At 44.1% G+C, this 16794-nt stretch carries 14 protein-coding genes; all 14 read left to right on the forward strand.

Features of this window, described 5'->3' with window-relative positions:
• The first annotated feature begins 21 nt into the window (after nt 1-21).
• The 14 genes from KP625_RS12425 (at nt 22) to KP625_RS12490 (ending at nt 16426) form a co-directional block, all read left to right on the forward strand.
• Nucleotides 22-1098 carry a polysaccharide deacetylase family protein gene (locus KP625_RS12425; protein WP_238298168.1) on the forward strand — a complete coding sequence of 359 codons (1077 nt, stop codon included), beginning with the start codon at nt 22-24 and terminating at the stop codon, nt 1096-1098.
• Entirely contained in the window at nt 1099-2430 is a 1332-nt protein-coding gene (locus tag KP625_RS12430; RefSeq protein ID WP_238298170.1) for a bifunctional folylpolyglutamate synthase/dihydrofolate synthase, read from the forward strand. It abuts the gene before it with no gap.
• Entirely contained in the window at nt 2414-2893 is a 480-nt protein-coding gene (locus KP625_RS12435) for an HD domain-containing protein (RefSeq protein ID WP_238298172.1), read from the forward strand. Before KP625_RS12430 ends, KP625_RS12435 begins: the two co-directional genes overlap by 17 nt.
• 390 nt (nt 2894-3283) lie before the next feature.
• On the forward strand, nt 3284-4147 hold the full coding sequence (locus KP625_RS12440; protein WP_238298174.1) for a transporter substrate-binding domain-containing protein: 864 nt from the start codon (nt 3284-3286) through the stop codon (nt 4145-4147).
• Between the two features lie 136 nt (nt 4148-4283).
• A complete protein-coding gene (locus KP625_RS12445) occupies nt 4284-5054 on the forward strand; it encodes an amino acid ABC transporter permease (RefSeq protein ID WP_238298176.1) in 771 nt (256 codons plus the stop codon).
• A 12-nt stretch (nt 5055-5066) separates the two neighbouring features.
• A complete protein-coding gene (locus tag KP625_RS12450) occupies nt 5067-5813 on the forward strand; it encodes an amino acid ABC transporter ATP-binding protein (RefSeq protein WP_305000014.1) in 747 nt (248 codons plus the stop codon).
• A gap of 21 nt (nt 5814-5834) precedes the next feature.
• Nucleotides 5835-6467 (forward strand): cytidylate kinase-like family protein, encoded by a 633-nt coding sequence (locus KP625_RS12455; protein WP_238298178.1) that lies wholly within the window; start codon nt 5835-5837, stop codon nt 6465-6467.
• Between the two features lie 34 nt (nt 6468-6501).
• The gene (locus KP625_RS12460) at nt 6502-7719 is read left to right on the forward strand and encodes an aspartate aminotransferase family protein (protein ID WP_238298180.1); all 1218 of its coding nucleotides are present in this window, start codon (nt 6502-6504) and stop codon (nt 7717-7719) included.
• A gap of 101 nt (nt 7720-7820) precedes the next feature.
• The gene (locus KP625_RS12465; protein ID WP_370641373.1) at nt 7821-8948 is read left to right on the forward strand and encodes an iron-containing alcohol dehydrogenase; all 1128 of its coding nucleotides are present in this window, start codon (nt 7821-7823) and stop codon (nt 8946-8948) included.
• Between the two features lie 260 nt (nt 8949-9208).
• Nucleotides 9209-10015, forward strand: a complete 807-nt coding sequence (gene folP, locus KP625_RS12470) for a dihydropteroate synthase (RefSeq protein WP_238299946.1) — start codon at nt 9209-9211, stop codon at nt 10013-10015.
• A gap of 82 nt (nt 10016-10097) precedes the next feature.
• Nucleotides 10098-10922: a 2-amino-4-hydroxy-6-hydroxymethyldihydropteridine diphosphokinase gene (gene folK, locus KP625_RS12475; protein ID WP_238298184.1), complete on the forward strand. Its 825-nt coding sequence runs from the start codon at nt 10098-10100 to the stop codon at nt 10920-10922.
• 334 nt (nt 10923-11256) lie between these two features.
• The gene (locus tag KP625_RS12480) at nt 11257-12792 is read left to right on the forward strand and encodes a Ppx/GppA phosphatase family protein (protein ID WP_177971053.1); all 1536 of its coding nucleotides are present in this window, start codon (nt 11257-11259) and stop codon (nt 12790-12792) included.
• 3 nt (nt 12793-12795) lie between these two features.
• Nucleotides 12796-14919, forward strand: a complete 2124-nt coding sequence (locus KP625_RS12485) for an RNA degradosome polyphosphate kinase (protein WP_238298186.1) — start codon at nt 12796-12798, stop codon at nt 14917-14919.
• Between the two features lie 28 nt (nt 14920-14947).
• Entirely contained in the window at nt 14948-16426 is a 1479-nt protein-coding gene (locus tag KP625_RS12490) for an NCS2 family permease (RefSeq protein WP_177971049.1), read from the forward strand.
• Nucleotides 16427-16794: the final 368 nt, after the last annotated feature.

Below are 16794 nucleotides of genomic sequence, written 5' to 3' on the forward strand. Positions count from 1 at the left end.
GAGAAAGTAAAGGAAAATTTTATGGAAGACAAGAAAAAAACTTTAACTGAATATGAAAAAGAAATTTCCGAAGCACAAGAAATCGAAGAAGAGAACACACATAAGCGAAAAGTACGAAGTTTTAAACGAATGTTGATGGTGACATTTCTGGTTGTATGTGCGATTCCGATTACGCTATGCCTGTTTATGATGGTGAAGATGAACCGGCTGGACCACCGGATTGAGAATCTGGTTGACAAGGTAGAGGAAGGGAAAAATCTGGTCAGCACAAATATTGGATTGATTGATGAATCAACGGAGACGCTGACAAGTGAGCAGATGGCATATGGAGATCTTGGAAAAGGATCGGAAGGTGTGCATGTGGCTCTGACGGACAATGGTGATGGAAAGAATACTGTAAAGGAAGATGCGGAAGCAACAACAGAGGCAATGAATGATGTGCCTGAGCAGACATATTACAATGGGCAGAAGGTATATCTGACGTTTGATGATGGCCCGAGTACCTATACGGGTGAACTTTTGGATGTGCTGAAGGAAAACAATGTGAAGGCAACCTTCTTTGTTGTCTATAACGATAATAAGGAGGCACAGCAATACTACAAACGGATTGTGGACGAAGGACATTCAATCGGAATGCATTCTTACAGTCATGTGTATGATCAGGTGTATGCAAGCCAGGAAAGTTTTGAAGAAGATGTGACGAAAATTCATGATTACATACAGGAACAGACTGGTGTGGATACGCACCTGTACCGATTCCCGGGTGGAAGCTCCAATCAGGTTAGTAAAGTTGATATTCAGGATTTGATTGCTTACCTGAATGAAGAGGGAATTGTTTATTTTGACTGGAATTCCCTGTCCGGTGATGCAGTCGATGCATCTTTGACACCAAGCGAGTTAAATGATAATATACTTGGGTATGTACATGCAAATGCGGGTGATTCTGTAATCCTGATGCATGACCTGCAGAATAATCATGCAACGATCGAAGCCCTTCCGGCATTGATCCAGACTTTGAAGGATGAGGGATATGAGATTTGTCCAATCGATGATTCTACAAAGCCGGTGCAGCATGTAGAATATAAGGGAGACAAATAATTGAATTATTTAGAAGCGCGGAATTATATGGAAGAAAAAAACAGGCTGGGGATTGTGCCCGGCCTGACACAGGTAAAGGAGCTCTTACGGAGACTCGGCAATCCACAGGATGCATGCAGAACACTGCATATCGCCGGGACGAACGGAAAGGGCTCTATTTTTGCGTTTGTACAGGAAAGCCTGCTTGTGGCGGGATATCATGTGGGAAGATATATATCCCCGACGATCCTTACGTATCTGGAACGGTATCAGATTGACAGACGCTATATGTCAGAGACGGAATTTGCTGCTTTGCTCACAGAGGCTGCGGCAGTGATTGAGACGATGGAAAAGGAAGGGTTTGCCAGCCCGACTGCATTTGAGATCGAAACGGCGGTTGCGTTTCTGTATTTTGCGAGAAATCATGTGGACTATGTATTGCTCGAATGTGGTATGGGTGGAAGAGAAGATGCAACAAATGTGCTCGCAAAACCGGAAGTTTGCGTATTTGCACAGATCAGTATGGATCATATGCAGTTTTTAGGAAGTACTCTGACGAAGATTGCGACAGAGAAAGCCGGAATTATTAAGCCTTATACGACTGTGATTTCCGCTCCGCAGGTGCCGGAGGTATCAAAGGTGCTGCGTGAGGTGTGTGAAGCACAATACGCTTCTTATATAGAAGTGAATCCTTCGGACTGGAAAGTTATGCGGATGGATCTGAATGGTACAGAACTGATCGATTGCGAAACAGAATCCGGGGGTAATGGTATGGAAGTGGACATTCCGGAATGGAGACGATCATATCATATTCCTCTATTAGGGGAGCATCAGATTGCGAACGCGCAGACGGCGATTACCACGCTTCGTACACTATATATAGAAGAAACAGCGATTCATGCAGGTATTGCGCAGACGACATGGCTTGGACGTATGACGAAGGTGGCTGAACATCCGTATATCTATGTGGATGGGGCACATAACGTAGCAGCCTGGGAATATTTGCGTACATCGGTGGAAAAATATTTTACAAACCGCAGGGTAATCTATATAATAGGAGTACTGAAAGATAAAGAATACGAGAAGATGGTTGAGATTCTGGCACCAACAATGGCAGCAGCTGTTGTGATTACGCCGGATACACCACGCGGATTGCAAAAGGAGATTCTGGCACAGTTATTACAGGCAAAAGGTGTGCCTGTACAACTTGCGGATACAGGTGCAGAAGCCCTTCAAAAGGCGAGAGAACAAGCGGGCGAAACAGATGTCGTTCTTGTGAGTGGTTCCTTATCTTTTCTGGCAGAGTATCTGCAATTAGAAGGCGGAGATGAAAGACATGGAGCGAGTAGATAGAATTCTCGCACATCCGGAATTTCAGAAGTATATGCAAAGTATTGCGGAACAAGAACGCACGCGCATGTTCTGTCTGCATGGAATCGAGCATAGCTTGGATGTGGCTAGAATCGGATATATAAAGAATTTGGAACAGAAACTTATGTTCCCACAGGACGTCATCTATGCGATGGCATTGTTGCATGATATTGGAAGGTGTGAGGAATATGCAACCGGAAAATCTCATCACGAGGCGGGGGCAGAACTGGCACGTTCCATTCTTTTGATGTGTGGATATACGGAAGCAGAATGTACGGAAATCTGTGAAGCAATCAGCCGGCATAAGGCACCGAGTAATCAGACAAGGTCGCTTGCAACACTGTTGTACGATGCGGATAAACAGTCGAGAAATTGCTTTGCCTGTCCGGTACAAGCGCAGTGTTACTGGTCAGAGGAAAAAAAGAATCACACGATTCGATATTAAATTATATAGGGGCAGGAATGCAGCCGGAAAATTTCCGGCTGTTTTTTGTGTGGTCAGATGAGTGCCGTCCAAATAGGACCGGTAAAGAAAGTGACAAAAATCAGAAAGAAATTAAACTTTGTAAAAACAACTATAAATCGATTTATACGAAGGAAACAAAAGCAAATAAACAATATCACTAGATAAACCTTTGTACAAGCGTAAAAATAATAAGAAAATCTTTCTTTTTTTCTAAAAATTATAACTCAATTGTCAAAAACTTTAAATAAATTAGGAAATCCCGGAACTGTGTTGACAAAGTAATGGTACAGGAACATAATACACCCAAGTCAAAGGTGAACGACTTAAGAAAATTAAGAAAAATGCGAGATGAAAGAGAGGATGATGTTTATGAAGAAAAGAAAATTAATCAGCATGGCGCTTGCAGCAACATTGGCATTGACATCTCTTGCCGGTTGTGGAAAGAAAGATTCAACCGGAGATGACAACGTATTAAGAGTCGGAATGGAATGTGCATATGCTCCGTTTAACTGGTCACAGGAAACAGATGAGCTTGCCAATGGAGAGAAAGCAGTTCCAATCTATGGAACGAACATGTATGCATATGGCTATGATGTCATGGTAGCAGAAAAACTTGCGAAGCAGATGGGCAAGACGTTGGAAGTACATAAAGTTGAATGGGATTCCATCGGAATGTCACTCGATGCAGGCGATTATGATGTGATTATCGCAGGTATGGGACGTACAAAGGAAAGAGAAGCTTCCTATTCATTTACAGATCCGTATTATTACAGAGATAACTGTCTGGTTGTGAAGAAGGGATCCGGACTGGAGAATATCAAAGGTCTTTCTGAATTGGCCGGTAAGAACGTAACACTTACAACACAGCTTGGTACCGGATGGGTAAATCTGCTTGATCAGGTGCCGGATGCAAAGCTTGGTGCAAATTATGAGACAACAGCAGAGTGCTTCATGGCAATTTCAAACGGAACCGCAGATGTATGTGTCATCGATGTACCAACAGCGGAATCGGCAGCCATGACAAACGATGATCTGGCAATCATCTATCTTGATCCGAATGATAAGTTCCAGGGCGATGAGGAAATGACAAATGTATGTATCGCAACAAGAAAAGATGATACAGAGCTTCGTGATAAGGTTCAGGAAGCAATGAATGCAATCGGCTGGAATGATAAGGATACTATGGATAAGACAATGGAAGATGCAATCAGTTTGCAGCCAGCAGCTAACTAAATATCGTCGCCCAAAGGGCGATGATCAGTAAGCAGCTCGCTGCTTACATAATAATTATCGTCACCACCCCCGCAGCCTTTCGTGATTTCAGGCTGCGGAGGAATTATAAAAAACGTGTATGACAGGAGGAAATCATATGGGAACTATTCTAAGTTTATCGTCCCCGACCAATATCTTTGAATGGATGGCATTTCTTGCCAAGAAGTATTCGAACATGTTCCTGCAGGGAACATGGATTACCTTGTATGTATCTGTAATTGGTACAATCGTAGGTTTCATACTTGGTTATATTGTGGGTATTGTCGGAGATATCAAAATTCATAAAGAAGATAATCCGATTAAGAAGGGTATTATCAAATTTTTCAAATTTATTTGTTTCTTATATGTGGAGCTGTTCCGAGGAACACCAATGATCGTACAGGCGATGATCGTATATTTTGGTCTCCGCCAGGGTGGTGTGGATATTAACCCGATTATTGCAGGTATTCTCGTAACTGTTTTAAACACAGGTGCTTATATGTCAGAGACGGTGCGTGCAGGTATCAAATCTATTGATGTTGGACAGCGTGAAGGTGCTCTGGCAATGGGAATGTCACCGATGCAGGCGATGTTTTACATCATATTGCCGCAGGCATTCAAGAATATTATTCCGGAGATGGCGAATACATTTCTGACAAATTTGAAGATGACATCTGTGTTAAATGTAATCGGTATTCAGGAGCTTTTCATGCAGGCAAAGACGGTTGGTGGTACGTATTACAAGTATTTTGAATCGTATCTTGTAATTGCCCTGATCTATCTGGTGCTTTGTGTGGTATTTAACAGGTTGTTCTTATTTATTGAAAAGAAGATGGCAGGCAAAAAGGATTATGTGCTTGCTGTGGAATATATGGAAGATAAACAGTAGGAGGGTGAGCTTATGGGTAACAAGGAAGAAAGTATTATAGAAGTAAAAGACTTAAGCAAATCCTTCGGTGATCATGAGGTTTTGCGAAAGATTGATTTTGAAGTGAAAAAAGGGGAAGTGATTTGTATCCTCGGTTCGTCCGGCTCCGGCAAATCCACATTGCTTCGATGTGTGAACAAGCTGGAGACGCAGACAAGCGGACAGGTGTTGTATCACGGTAAGGAAATCCGAAATGTCCAGAAGGAGATTAACGAGTTTCGTTCTAAAGTCGGTATGGTATTCCAGTCCTTCAACTTATTTAACAATATGACGGTGCTGGAAAACTGCATGGAGGGTGCAAGAAAGGTTCTGCATGTATCCAAGGAGGAAGCATTCGACCGCGCGATTAAGCATTTGAAAGCGGTTGGCATGGCACCGTATATCAATGCCAGACCGGAGCAGTTATCCGGTGGACAGAAGCAGCGTGTGGCGATTGCCAGAGGCCTCTGCATGAATCCGGAGGTGCTGCTGTTTGATGAGCCGACATCCGCACTCGATCCGGAGATGGTCGGTGAAGTATTGAATGTTATGAAGGAGCTTGCAAGCTCCGGACTTACAATGCTGATCGTGACACATGAGATGGATTTCGCGAAGAATGTATCGTCCCGTGTGCTGTTCATGGATAAAGGCTATGTGGTGGAGGATGCACCACCAGAGGAGTTCTTCACGAATCCGAAGAACGATCGAAGCAGAGAGTTCTTAAGCAGATTTATAGCATAATAAGATTGTGAGGGAAAAAATATGGAAAATTATGTTGTTACTTTTGCAAGAGGCTTTGGTACCGGCGGAAAGGAAATTGCATCGAAGCTTGCGAAGGAGCTTGGCATCCATTGCTACGAAAACCGAATCCTGACACTGGCATCCCAGATGAGCGGACTCGATGAGAAGTTATTTCAGGAGGTCAATGAGAAGGTACGTTCGAATGGCGGTTTCTCCAGCTTCTTGAAAGGTCTGCCGCGTGCGAAAAGCTATATCAGCCGGAATGAGAAATTCGTGTCCGATGATAAGCTGTTTGAGTATCAGAAGCAGATCATCGAGAACTTGGCGGATACCGAATCGTGTGTCATCGTTGGAAAATGTGCAGATTATATTCTGCGGGGAAGACCGAATATTGTAAGCATCTATATAGAAGCGCCGCGTGATTTCTGTGTGAAGAGGACGATGGAGCATATGGGCGTGACCGAGGATGTTGCGACGGCAACGATTGTGCATACGGATAAGTTCCGTGCGGATTATTATAAGTATTATACACATGGAAATTACTGGACGAATCCGGTCAACTACGATCTGACGATCAACAGTGAGAAGGTCGGAATCGAGGACAGCGTGAAGCTAATCAAGGATTACATGAAGATCAAAGGAATGATAAAGTAACGAAAACATTTTATATATTTAGGAGGCGTTTATTATGAAATTAAAGGATCTTGGATTAACAAAGCAGGACATCAAGGATAAGGTAAGCAAGTACATGATCGATACATACGAGCGTTTTGATTTCTTGGCAGAGACAGCCGAGGGCATGTACATGTACGATGAAAAAGGAACTCCATATCTGGATTTCTATGCAGGTATCGCGGTAAATAATGCAGGAAGCAGAAACCCGAAGGTTGTTGCAGCCGTCAAGGATCAGGTCGATGATATCATGCATACATTCAACTATCCGTACACGATTCCGCAGGCTCTGCTTGCTGAGAAGGTCTGTACAACCATCGGCATGGATAAGATTTTCTACCAGAACTCTGGTACAGAAGCAAATGAAGCCATGATCAAGATGGCAAGAAAATACGGTATCGAGCATTACGGACCGAACCGTTACCATATCGTAACTGCGAAGATGGGCTTCCACGGTAGAACATTCGGTGCGATGTCTGCGACAGGTCAGCCGGGCAATGGCTGCCAGGTAGGATTTGGACCGATGACATATGGTTTCTCTTACGCGCCATACAATGATCTGCAGGCATTTAAGGATGCTTGTACTGAGAATACAATCGCAATCATGATCGAGCCAATCCAGGGTGAAGGCGGCGTTAACCCTGCAACGTATGAATTTATGACAGGACTTCGTAAGTTCTGCGATGAGAATAACATGCTGCTCCTGATCGATGAGGTACAGACCGGATGGTGCAGAACCGGCCAGCCGATGTGTTATATGAATTATGGCATTAAGCCGGATATTGTCTCTATGGCGAAGGGTCTCGGTGGCGGTATGCCGATTGGCGCTATCTGTGCAACCGCTGAAGTTGCAACCGCATTTACACCGGGTTCCCACGGTACAACCTTTGGCGGACATCCGGTCAGCTGTGCAGCTGCTTATGCGGAAGTAAATGAGCTTCTTGACCGTGATCTTGCAGGTAATGCGAAGGAGGTTGGTGCGTACTTCATGGATAAGCTGAAGAATCTTCCTCATGTGAAGGAAGTCCGTGGTATGGGTCTGATGATCGGCGTTGAGTTTGATGATACGATTGATGCTGTCGATGTGAAGCACGGTGCTTTCGATAGAAAGCTTCTAATTACAGCGATTGGTGCGCATATCATTCGTATGGTTCCACCACTGATCGCAAGCAGAGAAGATTGTGACAAGGCATATGCAATTTTGGAAGAGACAGTGAAGGCACTTTCAAAATAAAAAATATTTGTGAAGTATCGGTCCGGCTGCGGTAAATGCAACCGGACGGTATTTCGTCTTGGAAAGTAAGGTGAATTAGATTGCAGGATTTTTGTTTTTCTGTGCCACAGGAGATTATCGTTGGCGCAGGTTCTATCAAGAAATTGGGTGAATGTGCAACTAAACTTGGCGGTACACATGCCCTTATTATTTCCGGTCCTCATCTGAACAAGATGGGACTGGTGGATGTATGTAAGCAGTCTCTGGCAGATGTTGGAATCCCGGCGGATGCATTTACGGAGACCGAGGGAAACCCTTCAGTTGAGACAGTAGAAAAGGCAACGAAACTGTATCAAGAATGTGGTGCGGATTTTATTGTGGCTTTTGGCGGCGGATCTCCGATGGATGTGGCGAAAGCGGTTGGAGTCATCGCAAAATATGGCGGGAACATCACAGAATACGAAGGTGGCGGCAAGGTTCCGGGACCAATCGTTCCGCAGATTGCGATTCCAACGACTGCGGGTACTGGTTCCGAGGTAACTGCATTTTCAATTATCACCGATCACAGCCGGAATTATAAGCTGACAGTATTCAGTTATGAACTGATTCCGAAATATGCAATTTTGGATCCGGATCTGATTGCGACAGCACCTGTGTCTGTGGCAGCAGCATGCGGTATGGATGCATTTATCCATGCGTGTGAATCGTATGTTTCGTCTGCGGCATCTCCGTTTTCTGAGGCAATGTCAGAAAAAGCGATGGAGTTGATCGGCCGTTCGATTCGGGCTTATGTGGCAAATCGCACGGATGTGGATGCGGCAAGTGATATGTTGGTTGGATCTTTGTTTGCGGGCATTGCAATGTCATGGGCAAGGCTCGGGAATGTGCATGCGATGAGCCATCCGGTCAGTGCGTTCTTTGATGTGCCGCACGGCGTGGCAAATGCGATTTTGCTTCCGATAATCCTTGATTACAACAAGCTTGCGGATAAAGGGAAATACAAGAAAATCTATGAATATGTAAGTGAGACACACAGAAGCGATGAGAACTTCACGCCGGATATGCTGGTGGATGCAATCAAAGCTTTAAATAACAGTCTTTCAATTCCTGCGAAACTTACAGAAGTAGGAGTCACGGAAGACAAGATAGATATCATGGCAGACGATGCCATGAAGAGCGGAAATATCATGGTGAACCCACGCCGCTCTACGAAGAAGGATATTATAGCCCTTTACAAAAAGGCTATGTAATATCAAACCTGTCTACACGGGAAAAGGTTGTCGCGAAGCGGCAGCCTTTTTCTATTGAAGGCGTCATTTGCAAAACAACCCGCAGAGATAGTGGTTTGATGGGAAATATACTATGCGTTGTATGGAATCTAAGAATTTCTAAATGTTAAAATAAAAAAATAAATATAAAGCGGTGGTAGTTTTATAATAAAAATGTTAAAATGATAATAATTATGGACAAGAATGGAAATGAGGACTTATAAATTATGAAAAATCAGATAATAACGATTGGAAACCGTAACTTTGAGATTGGGAAACGCCCTTATGTGATGGGGATTTTGAATGTAACACCGGATTCCTTTTCAGACGGTGGAAGATACGGGAATCTGGATGCGGCTTTGAGACATACGGAAGAAATGATCAGGGATGGGGCAGATATTATTGATGTCGGAGGAGAATCCACCCGGCCGGGACATGTGAAGATTTCGGTTGCGGAAGAAATCGAGCGTACCTGCTTTGTAATTGAGGCGATCAAGGAACGGTTTGAGATTCCGGTTTCGTTAGATACGTACAAATATCAGGTGGCTCAGGCGGGGATTCTGGCTGGTGCCGATCTGATCAATGATATATGGGGTTTCAAATGGGACGATGAGATGGCACCGCTCTGTGCAAAATACCAGGTTCCGGTCTGCCTGATGCACAACCGGAAGGAAGCGGTATACAAGGATTTTATTGCGGATGTGATTGCAGACATGAAGGAGTGCGTACAGATTGCGCACGCGTCAGGGCTTGCGGATGATAAGATCATCTTAGATCCGGGCATTGGATTTGCGAAGAATACCGAAGAGAACTTAAAGTTTATGAACCATCTGGAGGATCTGGTTGCGCTCGGATATCCGGTACTGCTTGGAACTTCAAGAAAATCCATGATTGGCAACACACTGAATCTGCCGGTTGATGAGCGGGAAGAAGGTACGATGGCAACCTCCGTCTTAGGACTTGTGAAGGGATGCAGCTTCTTCCGGGTACATGACGTGAAGAAGAATGTACGTGCCCTGGCAATGACGGATGCGATGCTCAAGGCGTAATGAAATGCTCTCGAAAGTGTAGAGACAAGGATGATGTCATGGCATTAATTGAGGATATAAGACAGAGAAGGACAGAAACTATATGGATAAAATATGGATTAAAGATTTAGAGATATTTGCATATCATGGTGTCCTTGCGGAAGAAAAAAAGAATGGACAGAAGTTTTTTGTTACCATATCAATGGATGTGGATCTGCATGCGGCAGGCATGACGGATAATCTGGATAAGACCGTGAATTATGCAGAGGTGTGTGAACTGATCGGGCGGACGATGCAGGAGGAAAGCTATGATTTGATTGAGGCAGCAGCAGAGAATGTTGCGGATGCGATTTTGCTTGCATACTCACAGGTAAAAATGGTTCATGTGATTTTGAGTAAGCCGAGTGCTCCAATTCCAATGGACTTTGATACTGTTTGCGTGGATATCACAAGAGGCAGACATACTGCGTATCTGGGTATCGGTTCCAACCTCGGAGACAAGGAGGCATACCTTGACTATGCGGTCGATCAGCTGAACAAAGATGAGTATATTCAGGTGACAAAGGTTTCTTCCTATATAATAACAGAACCATACGGCGATGTGGAACAGGATGATTTCTTAAATGGCTGTCTGGAGATTGAGACAATCTACTCACCGCAGGATCTGCTGGCTGTTGTCAATGACATTGAACAGGGCGCCGGAAGAAAGCGGCTGATCCACTGGGGGCCAAGAACCTTAGATATTGATATCCTGCTCTACGATCGGGAGATGATCATGGAAGAGAACCTAAAGGTGCCGCATGTGGAGATGGCAAAGCGTGCGTTCGTGCTTGAACCACTTGCCGAAATCGCGCCATATGCCTACCATCCGGGCTACCACAAGACCATCATCGAACTACTGGAAGCATTAAATCATAAGGAAGAATGAAATATTGAAAACTATTCAAGGGAGCGGCAGATGACATGCGTATGCCATTTGCATTGTAACCGGAAGTATATAAATGAGCAGATAATTATCCGATACAATCGATGTGTAGAAATCATGCGGGACACTGGTATTTATCCTAACGCAGACCATTGGAGCACATCAGCACTTAGCGAGTAACGCATTCATTCGCAGAATGATGTGTTAGGAGCTTAGTGTCTGCTATGTGCGGAAGTGAGCGAGAGCGCGTCTGCGTATGGATAATAGCAGTGTTCTGCATGAGACATACAGGAAATGTCGGATAATTATCTGCGGATGAAATAGGGAGGTAAAAACTATGGCATACAAAATGTTTGCCGCCATCTACGTGGGAAGCAGCGAGATATCCATGAAGATCTTTCAGGTAAATGGCAGAAAATCATTTCGACAGATCGACAGTGTCAGCCGTATACTGGAACTTGGGCGGGACACCTACCGCGATGGAAAACTGAGTCAGGAATCTATCCGGATGATCTGCGAAGAACTTAACGGCTTAAAGAATAAGATGGACGAATATAAAATCACGGAGTATCGGGCCTATGCAACGAGCGCTGTGCGTGAGGCGAAGAATATGGATCTGGTACTTGACGTGATTAAACATACAACAGGCATCCGTGTGCAGGTACTGAGTAATTCCGAGCAGCGTTATATCAGCTTCAAGGGGCTGGTTGCAAAATACGAGGATTTTCATCAGGTTGTAAGCAAGAACACTGCATTTGTGGATGTCGGTGCCGGAAGCGTGCAGATTTCTCTGTTTGACAAGAATAATCTGGTTGTGACAGAGAATATCCAGATCGGTGCCGTGCGTGTCCGTGATTATCTGGCACTCATCGGACACAAATCCGGTCGGCTCGATGAGATTATGGCAGATTATGTGGATAACGATATCGTATCGTTCCGGAATATCTATCTGAAGGATAAAGAGATTAAGAATATTATTGCGGTCGGGGAGGTCGTAAGCTCCCTGAAGAAGATCGTGCCGGAGCTTTCTATCAAGGATGTGATCACGCGGGCGCAGTTCGATGCGATGTACCAGCGTGTGATCAGTATGCCGGCACAGGAGCTTGCGGAGAAATATGGCATTCCGTACGAACGTGCAACATTGATGCTGCCGAACATTACGATCTACCAGTCTTTCCTGAACAACTGTAAGGCGGAGGAAATGTATGTGCCGGATGTGGATTTCTGTGAGTGCATCGTGGCAAATTACATGGATGAAGGGAGCCGGGTCGTATTCAACCATAACTTTGAAGAGGATATCGTGGCAACGGCGAATAATATTGCAAAACGGTATCGCTGCAATTGGAATCATGTGAACCAGACTGCATATTTTGCACTGAAAATATTTGATGTGATCCGAAAACCGTTTGGCCTCGATAAGATGCAGCGGCTTCAGCTTCAGATCGCATCGATTCTGCATGAGTGTGGGAATTTCATCAATCTGCATGACGGAGCAAAGAACTCATATTATATAGTAGCAAACACTGAGATACTCGGACTCTCGCACAAGGAACGTATGGAGGTCGCAAACGTGGTGCGGTATAACCCTCTGTATCTTCCGTCCAAGGATAAGATATCGGCAGAGCTCGATGGATGTGATTATATCGTGATAGCAAAGCTGGCAGCAATCCTTCGAATTGCAAATATCCTTGACAAGAGCCACATGCAGAAGATTGAGGATATTTCGGTGACATTGAAGGAAGATAAGCTGATTATTCTGGCAAAGACATACGAAGATATCTCGTTGGAGGCAGGGCTTTTTGAGGCACGTGCGGATTTCTTCGAGCAGATCTATGGTATCAGACCGGTACTTCGGGTGAAAAGGAGTGTGTAAGACATGGATAAAAAATTATTGGAAAAACCGGAAAATTATTATAACCGGGAAATGAGCTGGCTGCAGTTCAATTACAGAATCTTGAATGAGGCGAAGGATAAGACAATCCCACTGTTTGAACGTCTGAATTTCCTTAGTATCACGGAATCAAATCTGTCGGAGTTTTTCATGGTACGTGTGGCATCTCTGATTGATCTTGTACACGCCGATGTGAAGAAAAAGGATATTGCAGGACTGACACCGCAGGGACAGCTTGATTTAATCATTCCGGAGACGAAGAATATGATTGCGAGCCAGTACAGTACACTCAATCGTCAGATTCTGCCGGCGATGGAAGAAAACGGTTTGAAATTAGTCAAGCATTACGAGGATTTAAACGAGAAGCAGAGTAAGTTTGTAGATAAATATTTTGAGAAGGAAGTCTACCCGGTACTTACGCCGATGGCAGTTGACTCTTCGAGACCGTTTCCGCTGATCAGCAATAAGACACTGAATATCGGTGCGTTGATTCGTGATAAGAAGAAGGATGTAATTGATATTGCAACGGTTCAGGTGCCATCTGTATTGCCGCGCGTGGTTGAGATTCCGGGCGAGGGCGGATGCAGAGAGATTATTTTACTCGAGCAGATCATCGAGAAGAACTTAAATCAACTCTTCTTAAATTATGAGATTATCTGTGCATATCCATACAGAATTATGCGAAATGCAGATCTTGCAATCGATGAGGACGATGCATCTGATTTGTTGAAGGAGATTGAAAAGCAGATCAAGAAGCGTGCGTGGGGCGAGGTTATCCGTCTCGATGTGGAAGCAGAGATGGACAAGCGCCTGTTGAAAGAGCTGAAGAAGCAGTTGAATGTCAACAGTGATTATATCTATTCGGTTAACGGACCGCTTGATCTTACGTTCCTTGGAAAGGTACGCGGACTCGATGGTTTTGATCATTTGAAGAATAAGAAATACATTCCGCAGCCGGTGAAGGGCTTGGATCTTGATGCGAATATCTTTGATCAGATTAAGAAGAAGGACATTCTGTTACATCATCCATATGATGAGTTTACACCGGTCATCGAGTTTATTAAGCAGGCAGCGATTGATCCGGATGTGCTTGCAATCAAGCAGACACTTTATCGTGTCAGCGGCAATTCTCCGATTATTGCGGCTCTTGCACTCGCGGCGGAAAATGGTAAGCAGGTAACGGTATTAGTTGAACTAAAAGCCCGGTTTGATGAAGAAAATAATATAAATTGGGCAAAAAAACTGGAAAAAGCGGGTTGCCATGTTATTTATGGTCTGGTAGGATTAAAGACGCATTCCAAAATTGCGCTTGTCGTAAGACGTGAAGAAGATGGCATCAAGCGGTATGTTCATCTTGGAACCGGAAACTATAATGATGTTACAGCAAAGCTGTATACAGATATGGGTATGCTGACTGCATCGGATGCGATAGGGGAGGATGCAACCGCAGTCTTCAATATGTTGTCCGGTTATTCCGAGCCGCCGGCATGGAACAAGCTGCTTGTGGCACCAATCTGGATGAAGGATCGTTTCCTTGCTTTGATAGAGAGGGAAGCGGAGAATGCACGTATGGGCAAGAATGCCAGAATCATCGCCAAGATGAATTCCCTGTGTGATCCGGTGATCATCCGTGCTTTGTATGAGGCTAGCAACGCAGGGGTAAAGATTGAGTTGATCGTGCGTGGTATCTGTTGTCTGAAGACGGGAATCCCGGGACTTTCCGAGAATATCACGGTGCGTTCAATCGTAGGAAATTTCCTGGAGCATGCGAGAATCTTCTATTTCTATAATGATGGATTCGAGGATGTATATATGGGCAGTGCCGACTGGATGCCTAGAAATCTGGACAAACGTGTGGAGATCACATTCCCGGTTGAGGATGAGGATTTAAAGAAACGTGTTATCGAGATTTTGGAGATACAGCTTTCCGATACATTGAAGGCACACATTATGCAGCCGGATGGTTCGTATGCAAAGCAGGATCTGAGGGGGCGTGAAAAACTGGAGGCGCAGAATTATTTCTGCAAACAGGCGATGGGTTCCTTGAGAGAGGACGACAAAAAGAAAGTATCCCGTATCTTCATTCCGCGCATGAAGATCGGTGATTAATAAAAACAAAAGAGAGGAGACTTAAAAAGTGGAAAAGTTTTTTAAGATCAAAGAGAGAGGATCGACGCTTAAAACAGAGATCTTCGCGGGTATCACAACCTTCTTCGCGATGGCTTACATTATCTTTGTAAATCCGAACCAGGTTGCAGCAGAGGGCGCAAATGGATGGCTTGTCGGATTAGGAGCGGATCCGGGAACGATGGGACAGATCTGGAATTCTGTATACATTGCATCTATCATCGTGGCGGTCATTGGTACGTTGCTGATGGCACTTGTCGCAGATATGCCGTTTGCACAGGCATGTGGAATGGGACTCAATTCCTTCTTCTGTACAATTTTCGTAGCAGGATCTTTCTTCGCTGGCGAGGATGTTAAGACCGGTTATCAGGCAGGTCTTGTTATCGTATTTTTGTCAGGTATTGTATTCCTGATTCTTTCTGTAACCGGACTTCGTAAGTACATTGCGGTATCTATGCCGGAGTGCCTGAAGAAGGCAATTCCTGCAGGTATCGGTTTGTTCATCGCAATGATCGGTTTCAAGAATGCAGGTATCATCGAAGACAACCAGTACACATTTGTACAGTTCTACGATTTCCATGGCAGAATCAAGCAGATCGGTACAGAGGTTGATGGTGTGATGGTAACAGGTCTGGATGTATGGCATCAGATTGTTCCGGTTGTCGTAGCTTTGCTTGGTGTGCTTATCATTGCAATTCTTGCGAAGAAGGGCATTAAGTCAAACGTGATTATTGGAATCCTTGCATCAGCAGTACTTTATTATCTGTTTATGTGGGAAGTGCCTTCTTTTGATATGAGCAATATTTCTCAGTCCTTCAAGGATTTTGCAAATGTAGGTTTCTTAGGCGTATTTAATGGTGATGCATGGGATGCAGCTTTTAACAGTTCTTATGTCGGCGGTGTATTCTCCGGAATCATGCTGATCGTAGCATTCTGTCTTGTAGATATGTTCGATACGATCGGAACCATATATGGTACAGCCGCATCTGCAAACATGATGGATGAGAATGGTGATCCGATCAGCATGAATGAGTGTATGCTCTGTGATTCAATCGGTACAGTATCCGGTGCACTTCTTGGTACATCTACATGTACAACATTCGTAGAGTCCGCATCCGGTGTTGGTGCCGGTGGTAGAACAGGATTTACAAGTATTGTAACAGCAATTTGCTTCGCATTCTGCCTGTTCTTAAGCCCGCTTGCAAGTGTGATTCCAAGCTGTGCAACTGCACCGGCTCTGATCTATGTAGGTGTTCTTATGGCCAGAAACTTTGCAAAGGTAGATATGGACGATATGCTTTCTGCGGTTCCTGCATTCCTTGCATTAATCATGATGCCTTTAACCTACTCTATCTCAAACGGTATCGGTATCGGTGCAATCGCTTATGTTGTAATTGCCCTGTTCACAGGTAACTTCAAGAAGAAGGATATCGTGATTACGGTTATCGCTGCATTGTTCGTATGTAAGTTTATCTTCGTTACGATGTAGTAATAATTATGCAGACTTGATGATGTTTGAAACTGATGTGGAGAGTACTGCTGTACATGCATTGGTTTGTTTCGTTAGTCATAGAATGATAAAAAGGATCGTACTTGCGGGGTACGGTCCTTTTTTGTGCAGTTAATCATTATGTAGAATTGTGTGCGTACATATATTTATTGGATGATTCTCACACGTCATCCGGTAGATGAGATGGTATTATGCAATGTTCACAATCAAAATTGTGCAATTTGACGAATAATGAAAAGGAAACGGATGAAAATATTGGATAGTATTTCTTGTTGACTAATTTGCTATATGTGTTATACTTCAAATAGAACAGAAAAGAGATACAGATCCGGAAGGGAGTTGAGAAG

Origin of the sequence: Eubacterium sp. MSJ-33 (assembly GCF_022174665.1) — a bacterium.
Classification (GTDB): domain Bacteria; phylum Bacillota; class Clostridia; order Lachnospirales; family Lachnospiraceae; genus Coprococcus_C.